General features: G+C 65.0%; 15 protein-coding genes. 12 read left to right on the forward strand and 3 right to left on the reverse strand.

Annotated elements, in window-relative coordinates; genetic code table 11:
* The first annotated feature begins 45 nt into the window (after nucleotides 1–45).
* The 9 genes from CLV45_RS07970 to CLV45_RS08010 all read left to right on the forward strand — a co-directional run bounded on the left by CLV45_RS07970 (nucleotide 46) and on the right by CLV45_RS08010 (nucleotide 10,751).
* Nucleotides 46–732, forward strand: a complete 687-nt coding sequence (locus CLV45_RS07970; RefSeq protein ID WP_100335831.1) for an HAD family hydrolase — start codon at nucleotides 46–48, stop codon at nucleotides 730–732.
* 383 nt (nucleotides 733–1,115) lie between these two features.
* On the forward strand, nucleotides 1,116–1,994 hold the full coding sequence (locus CLV45_RS07975) for a hypothetical protein (RefSeq protein ID WP_100335832.1): 879 nt from the start codon (nucleotides 1,116–1,118) through the stop codon (nucleotides 1,992–1,994).
* Nucleotides 1,995–2,133: 139 nt separating this feature from the next.
* On the forward strand, nucleotides 2,134–3,099 hold the full coding sequence (locus CLV45_RS07980) for a hypothetical protein (protein ID WP_100335833.1): 966 nt from the start codon (nucleotides 2,134–2,136) through the stop codon (nucleotides 3,097–3,099).
* Between the two features lie 3 nt (nucleotides 3,100–3,102).
* A complete protein-coding gene (locus CLV45_RS07985) occupies nucleotides 3,103–4,416 on the forward strand; it encodes a hypothetical protein (protein WP_100335834.1) in 1,314 nt (437 codons plus the stop codon).
* 4 nt (nucleotides 4,417–4,420) lie between these two features.
* Nucleotides 4,421–6,397, forward strand: coding sequence for a hypothetical protein (locus tag CLV45_RS07990; protein ID WP_100335835.1), 1,977 nt, complete (start codon nucleotides 4,421–4,423; stop codon nucleotides 6,395–6,397).
* Nucleotides 6,398–6,471: 74 nt separating this feature from the next.
* On the forward strand, nucleotides 6,472–7,575 hold the full coding sequence (locus CLV45_RS07995; RefSeq protein WP_100335836.1) for an aminotransferase class I/II-fold pyridoxal phosphate-dependent enzyme: 1,104 nt from the start codon (nucleotides 6,472–6,474) through the stop codon (nucleotides 7,573–7,575).
* A complete protein-coding gene (locus tag CLV45_RS08000) occupies nucleotides 7,572–8,537 on the forward strand; it encodes a polymorphic toxin type 5 domain-containing protein (protein ID WP_100335837.1) in 966 nt (321 codons plus the stop codon). The genes CLV45_RS07995 and CLV45_RS08000 overlap by 4 nt, the downstream gene beginning before the upstream one ends.
* A 34-nt stretch (nucleotides 8,538–8,571) precedes the next feature.
* Nucleotides 8,572–9,975: a dipeptidase gene (locus tag CLV45_RS08005; RefSeq protein WP_100335838.1), complete on the forward strand. Its 1,404-nt coding sequence runs from the start codon at nucleotides 8,572–8,574 to the stop codon at nucleotides 9,973–9,975.
* Complete coding sequence (locus CLV45_RS08010; protein WP_100335839.1) at nucleotides 9,927–10,751, forward strand: amidohydrolase family protein; 825 nt, start codon at nucleotides 9,927–9,929, stop codon at nucleotides 10,749–10,751. Before CLV45_RS08005 ends, CLV45_RS08010 begins: the two co-directional genes overlap by 49 nt.
* A gap of 85 nt (nucleotides 10,752–10,836) precedes the next feature.
* Here the strand turns inward: CLV45_RS08010 and CLV45_RS08015 are convergent, their stop codons facing one another.
* Complete coding sequence (locus tag CLV45_RS08015; RefSeq protein WP_100335840.1) at nucleotides 10,837–12,102, reverse strand: hypothetical protein; 1,266 nt, start codon at nucleotides 12,100–12,102, stop codon at nucleotides 10,837–10,839.
* A gap of 131 nt (nucleotides 12,103–12,233) precedes the next feature.
* Here CLV45_RS08015 and CLV45_RS08020 point away from each other — a divergent pair, with 131 nt between their 5' ends.
* The 3 genes from CLV45_RS08020 to CLV45_RS08030 all read left to right on the forward strand — a co-directional run bounded on the left by CLV45_RS08020 (nucleotide 12,234) and on the right by CLV45_RS08030 (nucleotide 15,294).
* Entirely contained in the window at nucleotides 12,234–13,337 is a 1,104-nt protein-coding gene (locus CLV45_RS08020) for a sensor histidine kinase (RefSeq protein ID WP_100335841.1), read from the forward strand.
* Nucleotides 13,338–13,339: 2 nt separating this feature from the next.
* A complete protein-coding gene (locus CLV45_RS08025; RefSeq protein WP_100335842.1) occupies nucleotides 13,340–14,470 on the forward strand; it encodes a sensor histidine kinase in 1,131 nt (376 codons plus the stop codon).
* A gap of 116 nt (nucleotides 14,471–14,586) precedes the next feature.
* Nucleotides 14,587–15,294 (forward strand): LytR/AlgR family response regulator transcription factor, encoded by a 708-nt coding sequence (locus tag CLV45_RS08030; protein WP_170061829.1) that lies wholly within the window; start codon nucleotides 14,587–14,589, stop codon nucleotides 15,292–15,294.
* 47 nt (nucleotides 15,295–15,341) lie between these two features.
* On the opposite strand, the gene CLV45_RS08035 is transcribed toward CLV45_RS08030, so the two are convergent.
* Together CLV45_RS08035 and CLV45_RS08040 are read right to left on the reverse strand one after the other, a co-directional pair.
* Entirely contained in the window at nucleotides 15,342–15,674 is a 333-nt protein-coding gene (locus CLV45_RS08035) for a hypothetical protein (RefSeq protein ID WP_100335844.1), read from the reverse strand.
* 112 nt (nucleotides 15,675–15,786) lie between these two features.
* Nucleotides 15,787–17,157, reverse strand: a complete 1,371-nt coding sequence (locus tag CLV45_RS08040) for a sigma 54-interacting transcriptional regulator (protein ID WP_157807364.1) — start codon at nucleotides 17,155–17,157, stop codon at nucleotides 15,787–15,789.
* Between the last annotated feature and the right edge of the window lie 293 nt (nucleotides 17,158–17,450).

Genomic DNA, 17,450 nt, shown 5'->3' on the forward strand with positions numbered 1-17,450 from the left:
CCCAACCCGTCGTAGCTTACGAAGCTTTTACCCGCTGCCTGCCTTATGCCTTACTCCTTATTCCTCTTCGATTACGACGGCACGCTGTGCGACACCCGCCAGGCCATTCTCTACGGCTTCGAGCGCACCTTTGCCCACTACCAGGTGCCCCAGCCCGTGCCCGAAGTGGTGTATTCGATGATCGGAAGGGGCCTGGTGCTGGGCGACATGCTGCGCGAGCTGCGGCCGGAGCTGTCGGCGGAGCAGGTGCAGGAATGGGTCGTTACCTACCGCCACATCTACGCCCGGGAGGCTGAGCCGCTGGTGACGCCTTTTCCCGGGGCCCACGACTTATTTGCCCAGCTCACGGCCCAGGGCGTCACCATCGGGGTGGTTAGCAACAAAGGAGCAGCCGTGCTCGAAGCTTCCCTGGCGAAGCTGGACCTGCTGCCCTTCGTAGCCCTGGTCATCGGCGACGGGACTATGCCGGAAAAGCAACTGGCCAAAAAGCCCGACCCCATGGTGTTTCACCAGGTGGTGCAGCCCCGCTTCCCCGAGGTGCCCACCGAGCGTATCCTGATGGTGGGCGACACCCCCGCCGACTTGCAGTTCGCCCTCAACAGCCGCATTGACTCCTGCTGGGTTACCTTCGGCTTCGGCGACGACGAGCAGTGCCGGGCCCTGCACCCCACCCACACCGTGAGCCACCTGCTCGAAATTCCGGCCCTGCGCCGCCTGGCCGCCCACGGCTAGCCGACCGATGTAGAGACGCGTATTCGCGTCTCGTCGTTGAATGACAACGTTGTTCTGCACTGCGGCCTAAACAACGATTGAGACGCAAATATGCGTCTCTACATCACTCATGCGCGGTTTCAGGCCGCGCTACTGCGATTTCGAATCGCGAGGTTGTGGCTCGCAGTCGGGAGGGCGCGACTCCAGGCCGTGATGCGCCGGTGCGGAGCCGGGCCGGGAAGCGGTGGTGAAATGGATTTCGCCGAATGGGCGGCGCAAGGGGTGGGGCGAAACGGATTTCGGGGGCATAGGCCCTGAGGAGCTGGAAATGGGGTTGGGCAAGCTGGCACCTGGTTTGGAAAAAGGAGAGCAGCACTATCCTTCACCCTAACCGCTTGTCAGTCATGCACAATATTGATCGGACCCTCCAGGAGATGGAGGCCAGCGCCACTACCGGCGAGTACGAGAATAGCTTCGAATTCGAGTCCCAGGGCGAGTACGGCCAGGAAATGGGGCAGGAGTTCGAGCAGGAGTTCAGCCAGGAGTACAATGGCGAAACCAGCCAGGAAAACCAGGAGCTGGAAATGGCCTACCAGCTGCTCGAAGTCAGCAATGAGCAGGAGCTCAACCAGTTTTTGGGCGACCTGGTGAGCAAGGCCGCCGGGGCCGTCCGCGGGGCGGCCTCCAGCTTCGTAGCCTCGCCGGTGGGCCAGAGCGTGGGCAACTACCTTGTGGACGTGGGCCGCAATACCCTGCCCCAGCTCGGGGCCCAGTACGGCGGGCAGGCCGGGGGCGCCTTGGGCAGCCGGGCCGGTACGGCCCTGGGTGGCCGGCTGGGCCCCTTGGGCGCCCGGGCCGGGGGCTGGCTCGGCAACCAAGCCGGGCAGGCCGCGGGCCGGGCCGTGGGCGGCTGGGCCGGGACCCAGGCCGGCAACTGGCTGGCCAATAACGCCCAGCGCGTCTTTAACCTCGAATTTGAGGGCCTGAACCCCGAAAGCCAGGAGCTGGAAATTGCCCGGGCCTACATCCGCTTCGCCTCCGACGTGAGCCGGCGTGCCGCCCGCCTGGCCCGCCAGAACCCCCGCCTGACCCCGGCCCAGCTCGGCCGCCAGGTGCTGGGCGCCTCGGTGCCCCAGCTGGCCCCCGGCCTGAGCGAAGGCCTAACCCCCGCCGCCAACAATACTCCCAGTTACGGCAGCAACGGCAATGGCAACGGCTCGGCCCAGCCCAACCGCGGCACCTGGATCCGCCGCGGCCGCACCCTGGTCCTCTACGACGCCTAGCGGTGAATGAGTGGATGAGTGAAGTAGCCTACGGCGCTGGTTTGCGCGGTTAGAACAAAGAACTCACTCATTCACTCATCCACTCTATTCCCCCTCCGCTACTTCACTCATTCACTCATTCACCATTTCCCTTTCCGTCATGTATACCAACGAGTTTTCACAGGAATTTGAGCAAGCCCTCGGCCAGGAGCAGGAGTATGGCGGCTCGCAGGAGACGTTTGAGTTCAACCCCGAATTCATGGGCGAAACCAACGGCGAGTCGTACGAGATGAGCGGCGAGCTAAACGAAACCCAGGAGCTGGAGCTGGCTCACGAGCTGCTCGAAGTCAGCAATGAGCAGGAACTGAACATGTTCCTGGGTAAGCTGATCAAAAGCGCCGGCCGGGCCATCGGCAACTTCGCCAACTCTTCCATCGGGCGCAGCATTGGCGGGGCGCTCAAGTCGGTGGCCAAAGTGGCCATTCCGCTGGCCGGCAAGGCCCTGGGTACCTTCGTCGGCGGCCCGGTGGGCGGCATGATCGGGGGCAAGCTAGGCTCGATGGCCTCCAACCTGTTTGAGCTGGAGCTCGAAGGCCTCAGCCCCGAGGACCGCGAGTTTGAAACGGCCCGGGCCTACGTGCGCTTCGCTAATGCCGCCGTACGCCGCGGCGCCGCCCTGCAGCGGCAGCGGCCCGGCGTGCCGGCCCCGGCTTTGGCCCGCACGGCCCTGAGCCAGGCCGCCCGCCAGCACGCCCCGGGTTTGCTGCGCAACCGTACCCAGCCCACGCGCGGGGCCAACGGCCGCTTTATCAGCCCCAACGGCGGCGGGCGGCGCGGCCCCGGACGGCCCTACGGTGTGCCCTTCGCTCAGCAAGGCTACGCCGGCACCGGCGGCGGCAACCTGAACGTGAACGGCAGCTTTATGGCCCCGCAAAGCCAGGGCCAGCAAGGCCCGGACGGCCAGCAGGGCAGTGGCGACGACGACAGCTTCGACTTTGACCCCTCGGGCTTCGGGCAGGACGCCGGCAGTCAGGGCCAGGGCCAGGATTATTCCCCCATGCCCACCGGCCGCGCCACCCGCGGCACCTGGATGCGCCGGGGCCGGACGCTCGTTATTCAGCTCTGAGCCATGCGCCGCGCCGCCGATACGCAGTTTCTGGTGAACGAAGCCCTGGCGTTGTTCAGCCGCCTCCAGACGGTGCGCTCCTTCACGCTCAACATGCCCATGGTGCTGGCGGCGGCCGTATCGGCCCCGGCCCAAACGGCCATCAACGGCCACCTGGCCCACATTGCCTTCGACTTGCGCCGCCGCCTTAAAGACTTTATCCGCTGGATGCGGGCCGAGGAAAGTCAGAACCTGAGCACGGCCGAGGCCCAGGCCAAGTTCGTGCTGCTCAAGCTGCGCTTCAACAACCTGCTGGATCAAGTCGACATTTTTGCCGACGTGCTCAGCCAGCGCGGGGAGCACGGCACGGGCACTTGGCTGGCGGGTTTGGACGTGCTGGCCGAGGACGCGCTGTGCTTACCGGGCAATTACTTCGACCCGCCGCCCCTGATCTGCTTCGTGGAGCGGGGGCACGGGGCGGCCATCCGCCGGGCCCGCACCCGCCTGCCCGGCGGCGACGACAACCCGGTGGGCGTCATCCAAATTCCGCGGGAACGAATGGTGGGCAGCGGCATTGCCTCGTCCCTGATTCACGAAGTGGGCCACCAGGGCTCCGAGCTGCTGGAGCTAACCAAAACCATCCGGGCTGAGCTGGACCAGCAGGCCGCTAAGGGCGGGCCCGAGCAAATCGGGTGGCTGCTGCTCAACCGCTGGCTCAACGAAATCCTGTCCGACTTCTGGGCCCTGGGCCACCTCGGCATCGGGGCCACCTACGGGCTGATGAGCGTGGTGAGCTTGCCCAGCTACTTTGTGTTCCGCATCGGCACCGACGGGCCCCACCCGTTTCCCTGGATTCGGGTGCGCCTGAGCCTGGCCCTGGGCGAGGCCCTGTACCCGCACCCGCAGTGGGCTGCCCTGACCCGGCAGTGGGGCGACTTGTACCCCACCACGGGCCTCACGGCCAGCAAGCAGCGCCTGATTGAGCTGCTGGTAACGCTGCTGCCACGCTTTGCCCAGCTCGTGCTCAATCACCGCTCCAAAGCCCTGCGCGACCAGCGCCTGGCCGACTTGTTTCCCGCGGCCGAGCGCCAGCCCGCCCAGCTGCAGGCCCTGTTCCGGCAGTGGCAGCAGCAGCCCGAGCTGCGCGAGGCGGCCGCTCCGTCGTTGGTGTTTGCCGTCATCGGGCAGGCCAAGGCCGATGGGATGCTCACTGCGCCCCAGGAATACCAGCTGCTCACCCGGCAGCTCACCCGCTGGGCCCTGAACCGGGCCCGCACCTACGGGCAGTCCCGGGCGCCGCGCCTCGGGGCGCCTTCCTCTCACTCTTTAACTTCCTGAATCCATGAACCGTGAACTAAGCATTGACGCCTCCCATGTCTCGCTCGGCGACAACTCTTTGCTGACGCTGGAGCTGAGTGCCGAAGGACCGGGCGGCCTCCTCCAGCCGGCCCTGAAAGCCGCTGGTGGCATCATTCTGTTGTCTTTCGACAACCTGACCACCGACCACGAGCCCCTGAAATTTCACTTCGTCTACTCCATTGACGGCACCAAGCTCAAAGTCAGGCAGCAGGACGGGGAAAGCCCCAAGGGCCAAGCCCTATTCAACCGTATCAAGCTCAAAAGCGAGTCGGTTTCGCTGCTCAACAAGCAGTCGGTCGACATCATCTGGAGCCTGGTGGAGTGGGACGAAGCCGGCACCTACCTCGTAAAGGGCGACGTGGACGGGGAAAAGCAGGATTTTGGGCCCGTGAAGCTGGTGGTGATGAACGGCGAGGCCGACCAGCCGGTGCGCGTGACGTTGGGCGAGGCCAAGCGGGAGGAAACCAACGACCAGCCCCTGTGGAGCCTGATCCGGCACCGCACCATCGACTTCAACCGCTACCGCGGCTTTATCGACAGCGTGCTCTGCGTCAACAATGGCGCCCAGGCCAACGGCGGGCAGCTCGCCGGGGGGCGCATGTTCGTGCCCTTCAACCGCCTGGCTTCCTACGCCATGCTCAAATCGGCTACCGAGCTTTACCTGATGCAGGAAGCTGGCCTGGCCCTGGAGCACGACCCCGGCGGCAGCGGCAACCTTAACACCCTGCCCCGCCGCTACGACTCGGGCGAGTCGCGGCGCCTGGGCGGCTTCAGCTTCAGTGCCAGCGAGCTGCGCGAGGAGTACCTGGAGCAGCTCGAAAACGAGGAAGGCAAGGTGCTGCCCTACTTCAAGCTGATTCGGGAGAAGCTCTCGGAAGTGCCTTTGAAGGAAGTGCCCGACTTAGGGCCGCTGGGCACCGACGTGTGCTACGGCATCCTCAAATCCAAGCTCCAGGCCCCGCCTTTGATGGAGCTGATCTGGTCGTACTGGCACGAGGAGGGCGGCCTGGTCCAAACGATGAACGCCATCAGCCTGCGCTTCCAGAACGTGCGCCAGGGCGGCCCCGGCCAGGACCCGCTGGCGAATCTGAACCTGGACCCGCTGCGGCCGCTGAACAACCTGTTCTGGGGCTACATCGAAGACGAGCGGTTCCGGCTCAGCATGAACCGCCGCAACCTGGAGTACCGCTACGAATACGGCTTTGGGCTCATTGGGCGCGGCATTCAGGACATTCCGGTGGCCGAGTCGCGGGCCTTTTTCCTGCGGGGCTTCCACTCCTTGCTGCGGGCCGCTACCGAGTTTTATCAGCAGGCCAACTTCACCACCGTCATTCCCGACGGCTTCCCGATTCTGAACCACCTGCGGGAAGTGCACCTGACCCTGGCCGAGGGCGCCCACAACCAGTACGGCGACCTGCCCTGGACGGCCCGCTCCGAAATGCTGGTGCAGCAGTGGCTGCTGGCCCGGCCCGAGGTGCGCGAGTTTCTGGGCGGCCGCATCATGGTGCCCTACACCGAGCCCTGGATGGACCGCGTCGACAACATGAAGCAGCTGCAGGGCTGGAACCCGGCCAACATCAGCCACTTCCACGACCTGGGCACGTTTGGCGAGCAGCTGCTGCTGAGCATCCGCTACGGCTCCTGGAACAGTCCGGGCGTGGGCGCCACCAACGCCGCCAACTGGGCCTACTATTGGCGCGAGGAAATTCAGCGCTACATCCACGCCTACAAGGCCGTAACCGGCGTCGACCTGGCTTCCGACATCGTGGATGCCCGCCTGAACACGCCCGACAACGAGGAGCGCTACCTGCAGCCGGCCCAGCTCATCGAGCGGCAAACGGCCATGCAGCATCAGCAGCTGCGCCGCCGCGGGCAGCTGGCCCCGGCCCGCGTCAATGCCCTGGCGCCCAACCTGCCCCAGGGCGTGCCGGTGCCCCGCCGCAATGGCTTGCCGGGTTAATGCGCCGCGCCGCTGGCCGGCCACGCCTCCGTGGCTGGTCAGCGGTAAGGGCTTGTTGCTGCCAGCTTTACTTTATGGTTGACTTTACTTCCGCGCTGTACCTAGGCCGGCCCCGGCTCACGCTGCCGGCCCACTTGCCGCTGACCACCGGCCGCCCGGCCGCGCTGCAGGAGCCCGACTGGCACCGGCACGTGGGCCGGGAAGTGGCGCGGCGGCAGGGGCTGGAAACCGGTTTGCTGGCTCCCTCCACGCTGCACTTGTTCTGGGACGTGCTGGCTTTGCTGCCCCGCTCGGGCGTGGTCTTTCTGGATAAGGCCATGTACCCGGTGGGGCAGTGGGGGGCGGCCCGGGCCTTGCTGCGGGGCCTGCCCGTGGTGCCCTTCTCGGCCGTCGACCTGCCCACGCTGGCCCGGCAGCTGCACCTCTACCGGCAGCAGGGCCGCACGCCCTGGCTGCTCACCGACGGCTGGCGGCTCGGCGGCGCCGGAGCGGCCCCGCTGGCCCGCTACCTACAGCTGCTGGCTCCCGACCCCGAATCCGTGCTGCTTATTGACGACACCCAGGCCTTCGGGGTACTGGGCGCCCGGCCCACGGCCCGGCAGCCGCTGGGCGTGGGAGGGGGCGGCACGCTGCCATTTCTGGGCGTGCAGCACCCGCAAGTCCTGACCATTACCTCGTTGGCTAAAGGGCTGGGCGTGCCCGTGGCCGCACTGGCCGGCTCTGGCGCCTGGCTGCGCCGCTACGAGCAGCGCAGCACCGTGCGGGTGCATACCAGTCCGGTGTCGAACTGGCACGCTTGGGCCGCCGCCCAGGCCTTGGAGCACGACGCTGCCTGCGGCAATGCGGCCCGGCAGCGGCTGGCGCGGCATATCGGGGAGTTTCGGCAGCGGCTGCGGGCCGCTGGGATTCGGCCCCGTGGCGGGTGGTTTCCGGTCCAAAAGCTGGTGCTGCCCCGGGCCTCGGCCAGCCTGGGCCTCTACCAGTTGCTGCGCGAAGAGGGCTTCCAAACCCTGCTGCTGGCCGATGCGGCTAGGCCCACCGTGCCCCAGGTGGCTTTCTGCCTGCGCGCCGACCACCACCCGGCCGACCTGCACCGCCTGACCGAGTTGCTGGCCGCCCAGGCCCGGCGCCCCAATTGGTTTTCCGTTTCTCACCGTTCTACGCTGCTATTGCCATGAACCTCGATATGCCGCTTGCGCCCAGTGCCAACCGCCGCCCGGTGGCCAGCCGCCTTAGTGCCGGCTCCAACTCCGACCAGGCCACCATCTACACCCGGGGCGGGGCCACGCTGCGGGTACCGCTGCGGCCCGTGCCCAGTGCCAGCGGCGGGTGCGCCGGCCACCCCGCCAGCCAGCTGCTGCGCTGGCTGCAGCGCCGGGCTGCGGCCGAGCCGGGCTTTCCGGTGCGGGTGCGCAGTGTGCTGCTGGTGGTGGGTACCACGGGCGGGTGCGCTAGCTGCCAGCAGGGATTAGAGCGGTTCCTGAGCCGGTTTTACCGCGGGGCCCGGCTGCGGCTGGTGAAGCCCGGCGGGCACTCCGTGGGGTGCAGCTGCGGCTGCGGGCACTGCCAAAGCGCCGCGGCCGGGCCGCCCCGCAGCGTACTGGACGAGCTGCTGGGCGAAACCATGACCGAGCTGGAGTGGGAGCAGTGGCAGCAGGAGCTGGAGGAAGAGTACCGCCGCTTCAACCGGCAGTTTCGGCGCACCATGGCCCAGACTATTCACCAGGACCCCAAGCACCCGCTGCAGTTTCTGGTGAAGGACGGCAAGGGCGGCAAGCCGGTGTGGCGCACGGCCAAGGACCGGCGCGTGGACGCCGGCCACGTGACGCCCGTCATGACCTTATCGGCCCAGAACCGGACGAAAGAGCACCTGGCCATTCAGGACCGCAGCCTCAACCGTTCCGACGGGGCCAAAATGGGCGCCACCGGCAAGGGCACCAAAATCGAGGTCATCAACATCAAAGGTGTGCCCGTGGACGTGGAAACGGCCCGCAAATGGGTGGAGCAGGGGTTGCTGCCGGCCAGCTACGTGTCGGGGCGCTACATCCAGGACCACAAGGCCAAGGGCTGGACGGCCGACGGGGAGCTATTCTACGCCGTGGGCCTGAACAAGGACCTGGTGTCCGAAACCGGGTTCTAGCGTCCGGTTTATTTCTTTCCATCGGGCCTGCGCCATGAAAGCCGATTTCCTGTCTGATTTGCAAGCCCTGGTACGGTTTCCCAGCATCAGCACCGATGCGCGCTACGCCTCGGGCCTGCGCGCCTGCGCCACCTGGCTGGCCCGGCATATGCAGCAGCTGGGGCTGGACGGCGTGCGGCTTTTCGAAACGGCCCGCCACCCCATCGTCTACGCCGAGAAGCTGGTGAGTCGGCGGCGGCCCACGCTGCTCATCTACGGTCACTACGACGTGCAGCCCACCGAGCCGGCCGCCGCCTGGACGGTGCCGCCCTTCGCGGGGCTGATTCGCGGCAACAAGCTCTACGGCCGCGGCGCTTCCGATGACAAAGGCCAGTTTTTCGTCCACCTCAAAGCCCTGGAGCTGCTGCTGCAAACCGGCCAGCCTTTGCCGCTGAACGTGAAAATCCTGCTGGAAGGCGAGGAGGAAATCGGCAGCCCCAACCTGGCCGAATTCGTGCAGGCCCACCGCCACCGGCTGCGCGCCGACTGGGCCCTGCTCTCGGATACCAACCTGCTGTCGGCCGCCCAGCCCGCCCTGACCTACGGCCTGCGCGGCTCCCTGGCCGCCGAGCTGACCGTAACCGGGCCCCGCGCGGAGCTGCACTCGGGTATTTTCGGCGGGGCGGTGCTCAATCCCCTGCAAGCCCTGAGTACGCTGCTGGCGGCCCTGCACGACGAGGCCGGACGAATAGCCATTCCCGGCTTTTACGACCCGGTGCAACCCGCTTCGGTGGCCGAACGGGCGTATTTGCAACGGTATGGTCCCTCGGATGCCCAGCTGCGGCGCGAGGCTCAGGTAGAGCAGGGGTGGGGCGAGGCCGGCTACTCTTTATATGAGCGCACCGTGCTGCGGCCTTCGCTGAGCATCACGGGTCTTACCGGCGGCTACCAGGGCGCTGGTGTTCAGTCTATTGTGCCGGCCCGGGCGTCGGCCAAGCTCAGCTTCCGGCTGGCCCAGGGCCAGAACCCGCACCAGGTGGAAGAGCAGCTGCGCCGGTTTCTGCGCCGGATTACTCCGCCCCAGGTGCAGGCCACGCTCACCGCCCAGTTGCACGCCCCGCCCTACACGGTGCCGCCCCAGCTGCCGGTGATGCAGGCCGCGGCCCAGGCCTACGCCCACGGCTTCGGGCGCGCCCCAGTGCTCCAACGCTCGGGCGGCACGATTCCCGTCGTCAGCCTTTTTGAGCAGCACCTGGGCATCCCGACGGTGCTCATGGGTTTTGGTCTGCCCGATGACCGCAAGCACGGGCCCGACGAGTTTCTGTATTTGCCCAACTTCTGGCGCGGCATCCGCACCAGCCTGTTTTTTCTGCGCCGCCTGGGCCAGCTCACCCCTTATTCTGCCCCGCTATGCTCATCATCGACTGCCACTGCCACGCCGGCCAAGGCGACGGCCTGACTGGCCCCTGGGACACCGACGCGCCCCTGGGGCCCTACCTGGACTGGGCCGATGAGGCCGGGATTCAGCGCACCGTGCTCTTTGCCGCCTTCCACTCCGACTACGCCGTGGCCAACCGCCAAGTGGCCCAGCTGGTGCAGCAGCAGCCCGAGCGGTTCTACGGCTTTGCCTTCGTGCACGCCCAGCGCGACCGGGGCCGCATCCGGGAGCTGGTGGGCACGGCCGTGCAGCAGTACGGCTTCTGCGGTATCAAGTGCCACCGCTTCGACGCCCGTATCAGCCGCGAAATCTGCGACGTGGCCCGGGCCTTTCGCTTGCCGGTGCTCTACGACGTGGTGGGCGAAATTGCGGTGGTCGAGCTGCTGGGTGAGCAGTACCCCGACGTGAACTTCATCATTCCCCACCTGGGCTCGTTTTCCGACGACTGGCGGGCCCAGGCCGGCCTCATCGACCACCTCGTGCGCTTTCCCAACATCTACACCGACACCAGCGGGGTGCGCCGCTTCGACATTCTGCGCCGGGCCGTAGACCGGGCCGGGGCCCATAAATTCCTCTTCGGCTCCGACGGCCCCTGGCTGCATCCGGGCGTGGAACTGGCCAAAATCAAGGCCCTGCACCTGCGCCGGGAAGAAACCCAACAAGTGGTGGCCGGCAACCTGCTGGGCCTGCTCGATACCGTGCGGGTAAACCCGGGGCCCGCGGCCTTGCAGCGCATTGCGGTACCCGCCGCCGAGCTGAGTTCCGAGTGGCGCGACCCGTGGCTGGTGCGGGAGTAACCGAGAGTTGAGGGCATGGTGTAAATAGGGTACAAGCCGAATAGCTTTCGAGACTGGCTCAGGGTGGTCTTGTGCCATTGCTCGATTAATAGCTGCGGCTGGCGGTGGTTTCGGGTATGATAACCACGTAGTCGTAATCGAGCAGGACGGTGGCCAGGGGCTGGTTGCTTACTTTGAGCCGCTCGTTGAGCAGGGCCCGGCGCAAGGGCCGCAGGTCAAATACCTGCCAGGGGCCAGTGGTGGGCGTGGCGGCCAAAAAGGGCTGCAGCATTTTCTCGTCGTTGTTGGAGTACTGCGCGGCGCCGTTGGGGCCGGCCTTGGCGCCTTGCTTGCCGATAATGAAGATGTGCAGGGACTTCTGGTCGTGCACGTCGGCCAGGTTCAGGGCCAGGTTGCCCACGTCGAAGACCCCGGCCAGCAGGCTGGCACCGCGCCCGATGTGCAGGGCCCCAAACTTGAACAGCATCTTGGGCAGGGGCTGGCCGGGCTGGCTGTAAGCGGGCAGGCTTTCGAGCAGACTGCGCTTCATCGAGTTGATGCGCAGCTGGTGACTTTTCAGGCCCTGGGTTTTGTTCAGGGCGTAAATTTCGCTGCTCAACGCAAAGTCGCGCACCATTTGCTGCACCAGCGGGCCTTCCTTCTGGGTGAGGCGGCGCAGGCTGTCCAGGGCCGTGGGGCGCTGGTAAATGCTGAAATTGTTGGTGCCCTTGGCAATGGTAGCGTTGTCCTGGGCCTGGTAGGCGGCAGCCCGGCTCCGTAAGTACGCCTTGGCTGACTTGTTCTTGGTCTGGGTGGCCATTCGGTCAAACAAACTGCCCGTAGCCAGCAGGCTGACCTGGTCGATACCCACAATTGGTACGTTTTGGGCCCGCAGAGCCCGGGCCAGCTCAAACTCCTCGGCCCAGCTGTAGAAGGATAACCCCATCGAATACTGACGGTTGTAGGCCGTGGGCAAGCCGGGCTGGGCGGCCAGCCGGTTCAGGTCCTGGGCCTGGTACTTGTCGATTTCGGCCACGTACACGGCCGGCTGCAGCACCTGGGCCACGGCCTGGGCAAAACCCGGAATCTGGGCCATGCCGTGGTCTTCGCCCAGCAGCACGAGCGGGCTTTGCTGGATGTCCTGGCGCAGCTTGTCCCAGCCGGGGCCGGCCATAGTAGTGCCGCTGGCCGTGAGGGCAAAGGTGTTTTTGCGCAGCAGCCGCACAAAGGTCGTGTCGGTTTCCTGGGCCTGGGCCGGGCTGGCCAGCAGCAGGCCCGTCAGGGCCGCGGCGGCCAGCGGCCAGGCGCGGCGGGCCAACGAGCGGGTCAGGGTAGCAGTGAAGTGGAAGCGGAAGGAAGGGCGGAGCGTCATGACGAAGTGAATTATTTAGGGCGAAGAAGAAGATCTGGTCCAAAGAAATTGCGGAGCTTTAGGAGCCCGAACTTTATTCGACCAAAGCACTTCCCCACACCACCAAAGAATGAAGTGGTCTGCCGTTTTTCATGACTGAGTTCCTTGTCCGGCTGGCCCGGCGCTGGTCCGCACTAAGCTCCCGCACCACGGCTTTGCTGCTGCAAGTGGTGCTGTGGCTGCTGCTCGGGGGCTTTTATCTGCTCTGGAACAACCGGCCCAACTACTACTTCGCGGGCCCGGTCTGGCCGCTGGTGCTGGTGCAGCTGAGCTTTGCCGTGGTGCTCTTCAATAGCCTGGTTTACCTTATCATTCCGCGCTGGCTGCTGCGGGGGCGCACCGGCCCGGCCCTGGCCGGCGGCCTGGCCCTGATTTACGGGTACCGGATCTGGATGTACCTGGGCGCCCGGCTCAGTGAAGCCTACGTGGCCCTCGACCCAGTGCTGCGCCGCACTCTGCACGGCTTCTACATCGACCACCTCTGGGCCGACCTGACCAGCCTGAGCGGCATGCTAGCCTCGTTTATGGGCATGCTGGCGCCCATGCTGTTTCCGCTCATCATCAGCTTTCTGGCCTACGCCCTGGTCGTCGACCGGCGGCGGCTGGCCCTGGAGCGTGACCATCTGCGCCTGGAGCGCAGCTACCTCAAGGCCCAAATCAACCCGCAGTTTTTGTTTACCACCCTGGGCAGCCTGCGCACCTTCACCCACAGCGGCGACGAGCGGGCCGGCGACGTCGTGCTGCACCTGGCCGACCTGATGCGCTACACGCTCTACGAAACCGATGCCGAGCGGGTCCCCCTGGACCGGGAGCTGGAGTTTCTCGACGACTACCTGGCCCTGGAGCGCCTGCGCAACCCGGCTTCCGTCGCCATTCACCACGAAGTGAGCGGCATGGCTGCCGGGCCGCAGACCATTGCGCCCCTGGTGCTGCACCCGTTCGTGGAACGCCTTTTCGCCGGCCTCGACACCGCGCCCGGCCCCGTAACCCTGCACTGCCAGCTGCTCGTGGGCCCGCAGGTTCTGGCGCTGACCCTGACCCGCACCACGGCCCAGTCCTGGCCCGAGCCCTACGCCTCGGCCGCGACTCTGCAAGCCGCCCGGCGGCGCCTGGCCCTGCAGTACCCCGGGCACACGCTGGCCCTGACCGAAACCGACCTGCGGGTTCACCTGCACCTCACTATTCCGCTCGACTAGCCATGGAGGTCCTTACCCGGGAGCCGCGCGCCCGTCGGTGGGCCTGGCCGCTGGTCCTGCGCCGGCTGGCGCCTTTGTTGTGGTGGAGTTTGTTCGTGGCCTTCGAGTGGGTGGCTTTTCAAAGCTGGCAGGAAACCCCGCTCGTAACGGCGGGCTTCGTGCTGAAGGACTTGCTGGCGGCCGTGGCGGGCTACTACTTTTTTGCCCGCGTGGTGCTGCCGCGCCTGGTGCTGCGCCGCCGCTGGCTGCTGACGGGCCTCGGGCTGCTGGCCATTTATTACGTTTGGGGCCTGTGCTCCTACGGCTATTACGCCTTGCTGCAGCACTCCGGGCTGATTTCGGCCAATGCCCACGACTACATGCACCGCGTCATCGACTACGGCCTTTGGGGAGGAGTCTTTTCGTGGCGGGCCATTAGCATGGGCATCAGCGACTTTGTCGTGACCGTGCTGCCGCCCATCCTGATTCGCTTCGTGCGGTTTTTGCTCACGACCAGCAACCAGAGCCTGCGCCTGGAGCGCGAAAATCTCACTCTGGAGCTGAGCTTTCTAAAGGCCCAGGTCAACCCGCACTTTCTGTTCAACACCCTGAACAACATCTACACCATGGTCGTCAAGCAGGATGCCCGGGCGCCCGTCATGGTCCAGCACCTCACCGACTTGATGCATTACACGGTGTATGAGTCGGACGCCGAAAAGGTGCCCCTGAGCCGGGAAATCGGGTTTCTGGAGGATTACCTGGAGCTGGAACGCCTGCGCTACGGCCGCCACGTCAGCATCCGTTACCAGAAGTCGGGGCCCTTCGACGAGTTCCGCATTACCCCGCTGCTGTTCTTTCCCTTCGTCGAAAACGCCTTCAAGCACGGCGTCGACAGCAGCCTGGAAGCCAGCTGGGTCAGTATCACGCTGGCCGTGCACGAGGGGCAGCTGCACTTCGAAGTGAGCAACAGCCTGCCGCCCGCCGGTCCGCCCACGGCGTTTGGCGGGGTAGGGGTGGCCAACGTGCAAAAGCGCCTGGCCCTGCACTACCCGCCCCCGGACTACCAGCTCACCATCGGCCCCGAGCCCGCCGACCAAACTTACCGCGTGGTCCTGGTGCTCCGCCTCGACCCGGTTCCTTCCCTGTCATCCTGAGCTTTGCGAAGGACCTTATAACAGCCGACCGATTCGTACCAACGACTTGTTTTGGCGTGATAAGGTCCTTCGCAAAGCTCCGGATGACTCCTACTATAGATTCCTTTTCCAGCCCCATGATTAACTGCCTGATTATCGACGATGAGCCTTTCGCCCGCGAGCTGCTGGAAGGCTACGTGGCCCGGATTCCGGGCTTTCACCTGCTGGCCAGCTGCGCCCACGTCTTCGACGCGCTGGAGGTGTTGCAGCAGCAGAAAGTCGATTTGATTTTCTCCGACATCAACATGCCCCAGGTCAACGGCATCGAGTTCATCCGCTCCCTGCAGCATCCGCCCTACGTCATCTTCGTCACGGCCCACCCCAACTACGCCCTCGAAGGCTTCGAGCTCGACGCGCTGGACTACATCGTCAAGCCCGTGTCGTTTCCGCGGTTTCTGAAGGCCGTCAACAAAGCCCAGGCTCTCATCAACAGCCGCCCCGCAGCTACGGCCCCGGAGCCGGCCGCCCCGCAGTTCTTGTTCGTCAAGGAAGGCCACAGCCTGCAGCGGGTGCTCTTCGACGAAATCTATTACATCGAGGGCATGAAGGACTACATCAAAATCATCCTCAAAAACCGCGTCATCATCACCTACCTGCGCATGAGCCGGGTCGAAGACCAGCTGCCGGCTGCCCGCTTCACCCGCATCCAGAAGTCCTACATCGTGCGCATGGACGCCATCCGGGCCATCAGCGGCAACGAGGCTGAGCTCTACGATTTGCCCGAAAAGCTCCCCATCGGCAAGCAGCACAAGGAGGCGTTATTGGCGCGGTTCGGACTGAGCTAAGGCAGAAAAGGCGAAGTGTCCGGATACGACGGCCGGGAGTTTTCGGATCAGCTGATCCGCAGGAATGCGAAGCCTAGACCTATTACCGCCAATCCGGCCAGAATAAGTCCCATGATAAGGTTGGCATAGCCAAGGTCTTTTTTCTGGTAGTCATTGGTCTTGAAGGCCAGGCGCAGGCCAAGGATGGTGCACCTGAGGCCCACCACGACCAAGAGCGGCAGGCTGAACAAAGAAGCTGCGAAAAAGACCGTCCCGATTTTATTCGGAGCTAGCAGCTGTAGTAACAACAGGGCGAAAGGTGCGCTGTAGGCATAAATAGCGGTTCTGTACAGCTTCTCTATCCGTTTACGGGTTATTTTGCTCTGTAGTATCGGGTCCATTGGTAGCGAAATACACCAGCTTAATGCCCGGACGTAGCTACGAAACGTGCTAAGCCAGGGCCGGAACAGACCGTAGCGTTGTACGCTATAAACCTACGAATATAAACCAACGTTACCCCGGCGCCCCCGCCACTTCCGGCTCGCCGCGGCGGTGCATCTGCAGGATTCTTTCGCTGCAGCCCAGGCGGTGGGCAGCTAGCTTCAGGTTGCCGTTTTCGTGGGTAATGGCCACCTTTTTGGCTATTTCGGTTACCTGGTCCTTGATTTCCTTCAGCCCCAGACCCTGGTACAACAAGCCTTTGACGCCGGCCTCCAAGTCGCTGCCCTGCAGGCTGGGGCCCAGGCGGGCGAAGTCGGGCCAGTCGGAGCGCGGAATGTCGCCGATGGTGATGGGGCCTTCGCCCAGGTGCTTGTTGGCAATGCGGTTGATGAGCTGCTGCAGCTCGCGCACGTTGCCGGGGTAGTCGCGCAGCAGCAGAAAGTCGAACACCTGCCGGTCCACGGGCTGGTGGATGTGGTGCTGCTCCCGGAAGAAGTGCTCGGCCAGCCCCACAATGTCTTCTTTCCGCTCGCGCAGGGGCGGCAGCTGGCAGGTCCAGCCCGAAATGCGGTAGTACAAGTCCTGGCGAAACGTGCCCTTGTGCACCTCGGCCAGCAGGTCGCGGTTGGTGGCACTCACCAGCCGAAACTTGGCCCGGCGCCAGGTGTTGCTGCCCACGCGCTTGTAGGTGCCTTCCTGCAACGCCCGCAGCAGCTCGGCCTGCAGGGGTAGCGGCAGCTCGCCCAGCTCATCCAGGAACAGCGTGCCTTCGTGGGCCAGGGCCAGGGCCCCGTCGCGGGTGCTGATGGCGTTGGTAAAGGCGCCCTTCTCGTGGCCAAACAGCTCCGAGCCCGAGAGGCCCGGAATCAGGTTGGTACAGTCGACCACCACACAGTCGCGCTTGCTGGGCCGCGGGTCGAGCTGGTGAATTTCCTGGGCCACGAGTTCCTTGCCGGTGCCGCTTTCGCCCATAATCAGCACCTGGCAGTTGCTCAGGGCCATGTCGACCACCTGCCGCAGGGTGTTCACCCAGCAGCGGCTCTGGCCCACCATGCGCTGCTGCAGGTAAGTCACTTTCTCTTCCAGCAGCAGCCAGTACTGCAACCGCGACACGATAATCTGCACCGGCTTCTCGACCTCAAACCAGGAAAACACTTCCACTACGCCGCTGCGCAGCAGGGCCCAGGTGCTGGAGGTCGGCAGCAGGCTCACGGCCACGGCAATGATTTTGGTGTCGGCGTAAAGCGTATATGCCTCCAGGGTTTCCTGAATTTCCTCGAGCGGGGCCTGATGATCCAGAAAGATGATGCCCGCCCCCTCGGGCGTGTCGCCCAGGTGCACGGCCTGCAGCCCCACGCCGGCCTGCTCCAGGGCTTCCAGGATGCGCAACAGGCGGGAATTGTCGCGGGTAAAGGGCTTAAACCACACTCTGTATTCAGCCATGGCAAAGGAAAGTTGCGGGCCGCGCACGGCCCGGGTCAGGCCCGGTGGAAGATGCCACCGGGTTCTTTGCAATAGGCGGGAAGAGAGCCTGCGGGCACACGGGCGGGGCTTGTCGGCTATGGCAAACAAGCCACTGCGGGCAGGGTGGGTGCTAGGGAATCGGGATAATGAAGATAGGCATTATAGCTGTAATATAGAGTAACATGTATATGTGGTAGGGCGGTATAAGCTCCTGCGCTTGAATAGGGGCCCTAAAAAAATTACGGCCCCGGATTCTGTAATCCGGGGCCGTG

Origin of the sequence: Hymenobacter chitinivorans DSM 11115 (assembly GCF_002797555.1) — a bacterium.
In the GTDB taxonomy this organism is placed as follows: Bacteria; Bacteroidota; Bacteroidia; order Cytophagales; family Hymenobacteraceae; genus Hymenobacter; species Hymenobacter chitinivorans.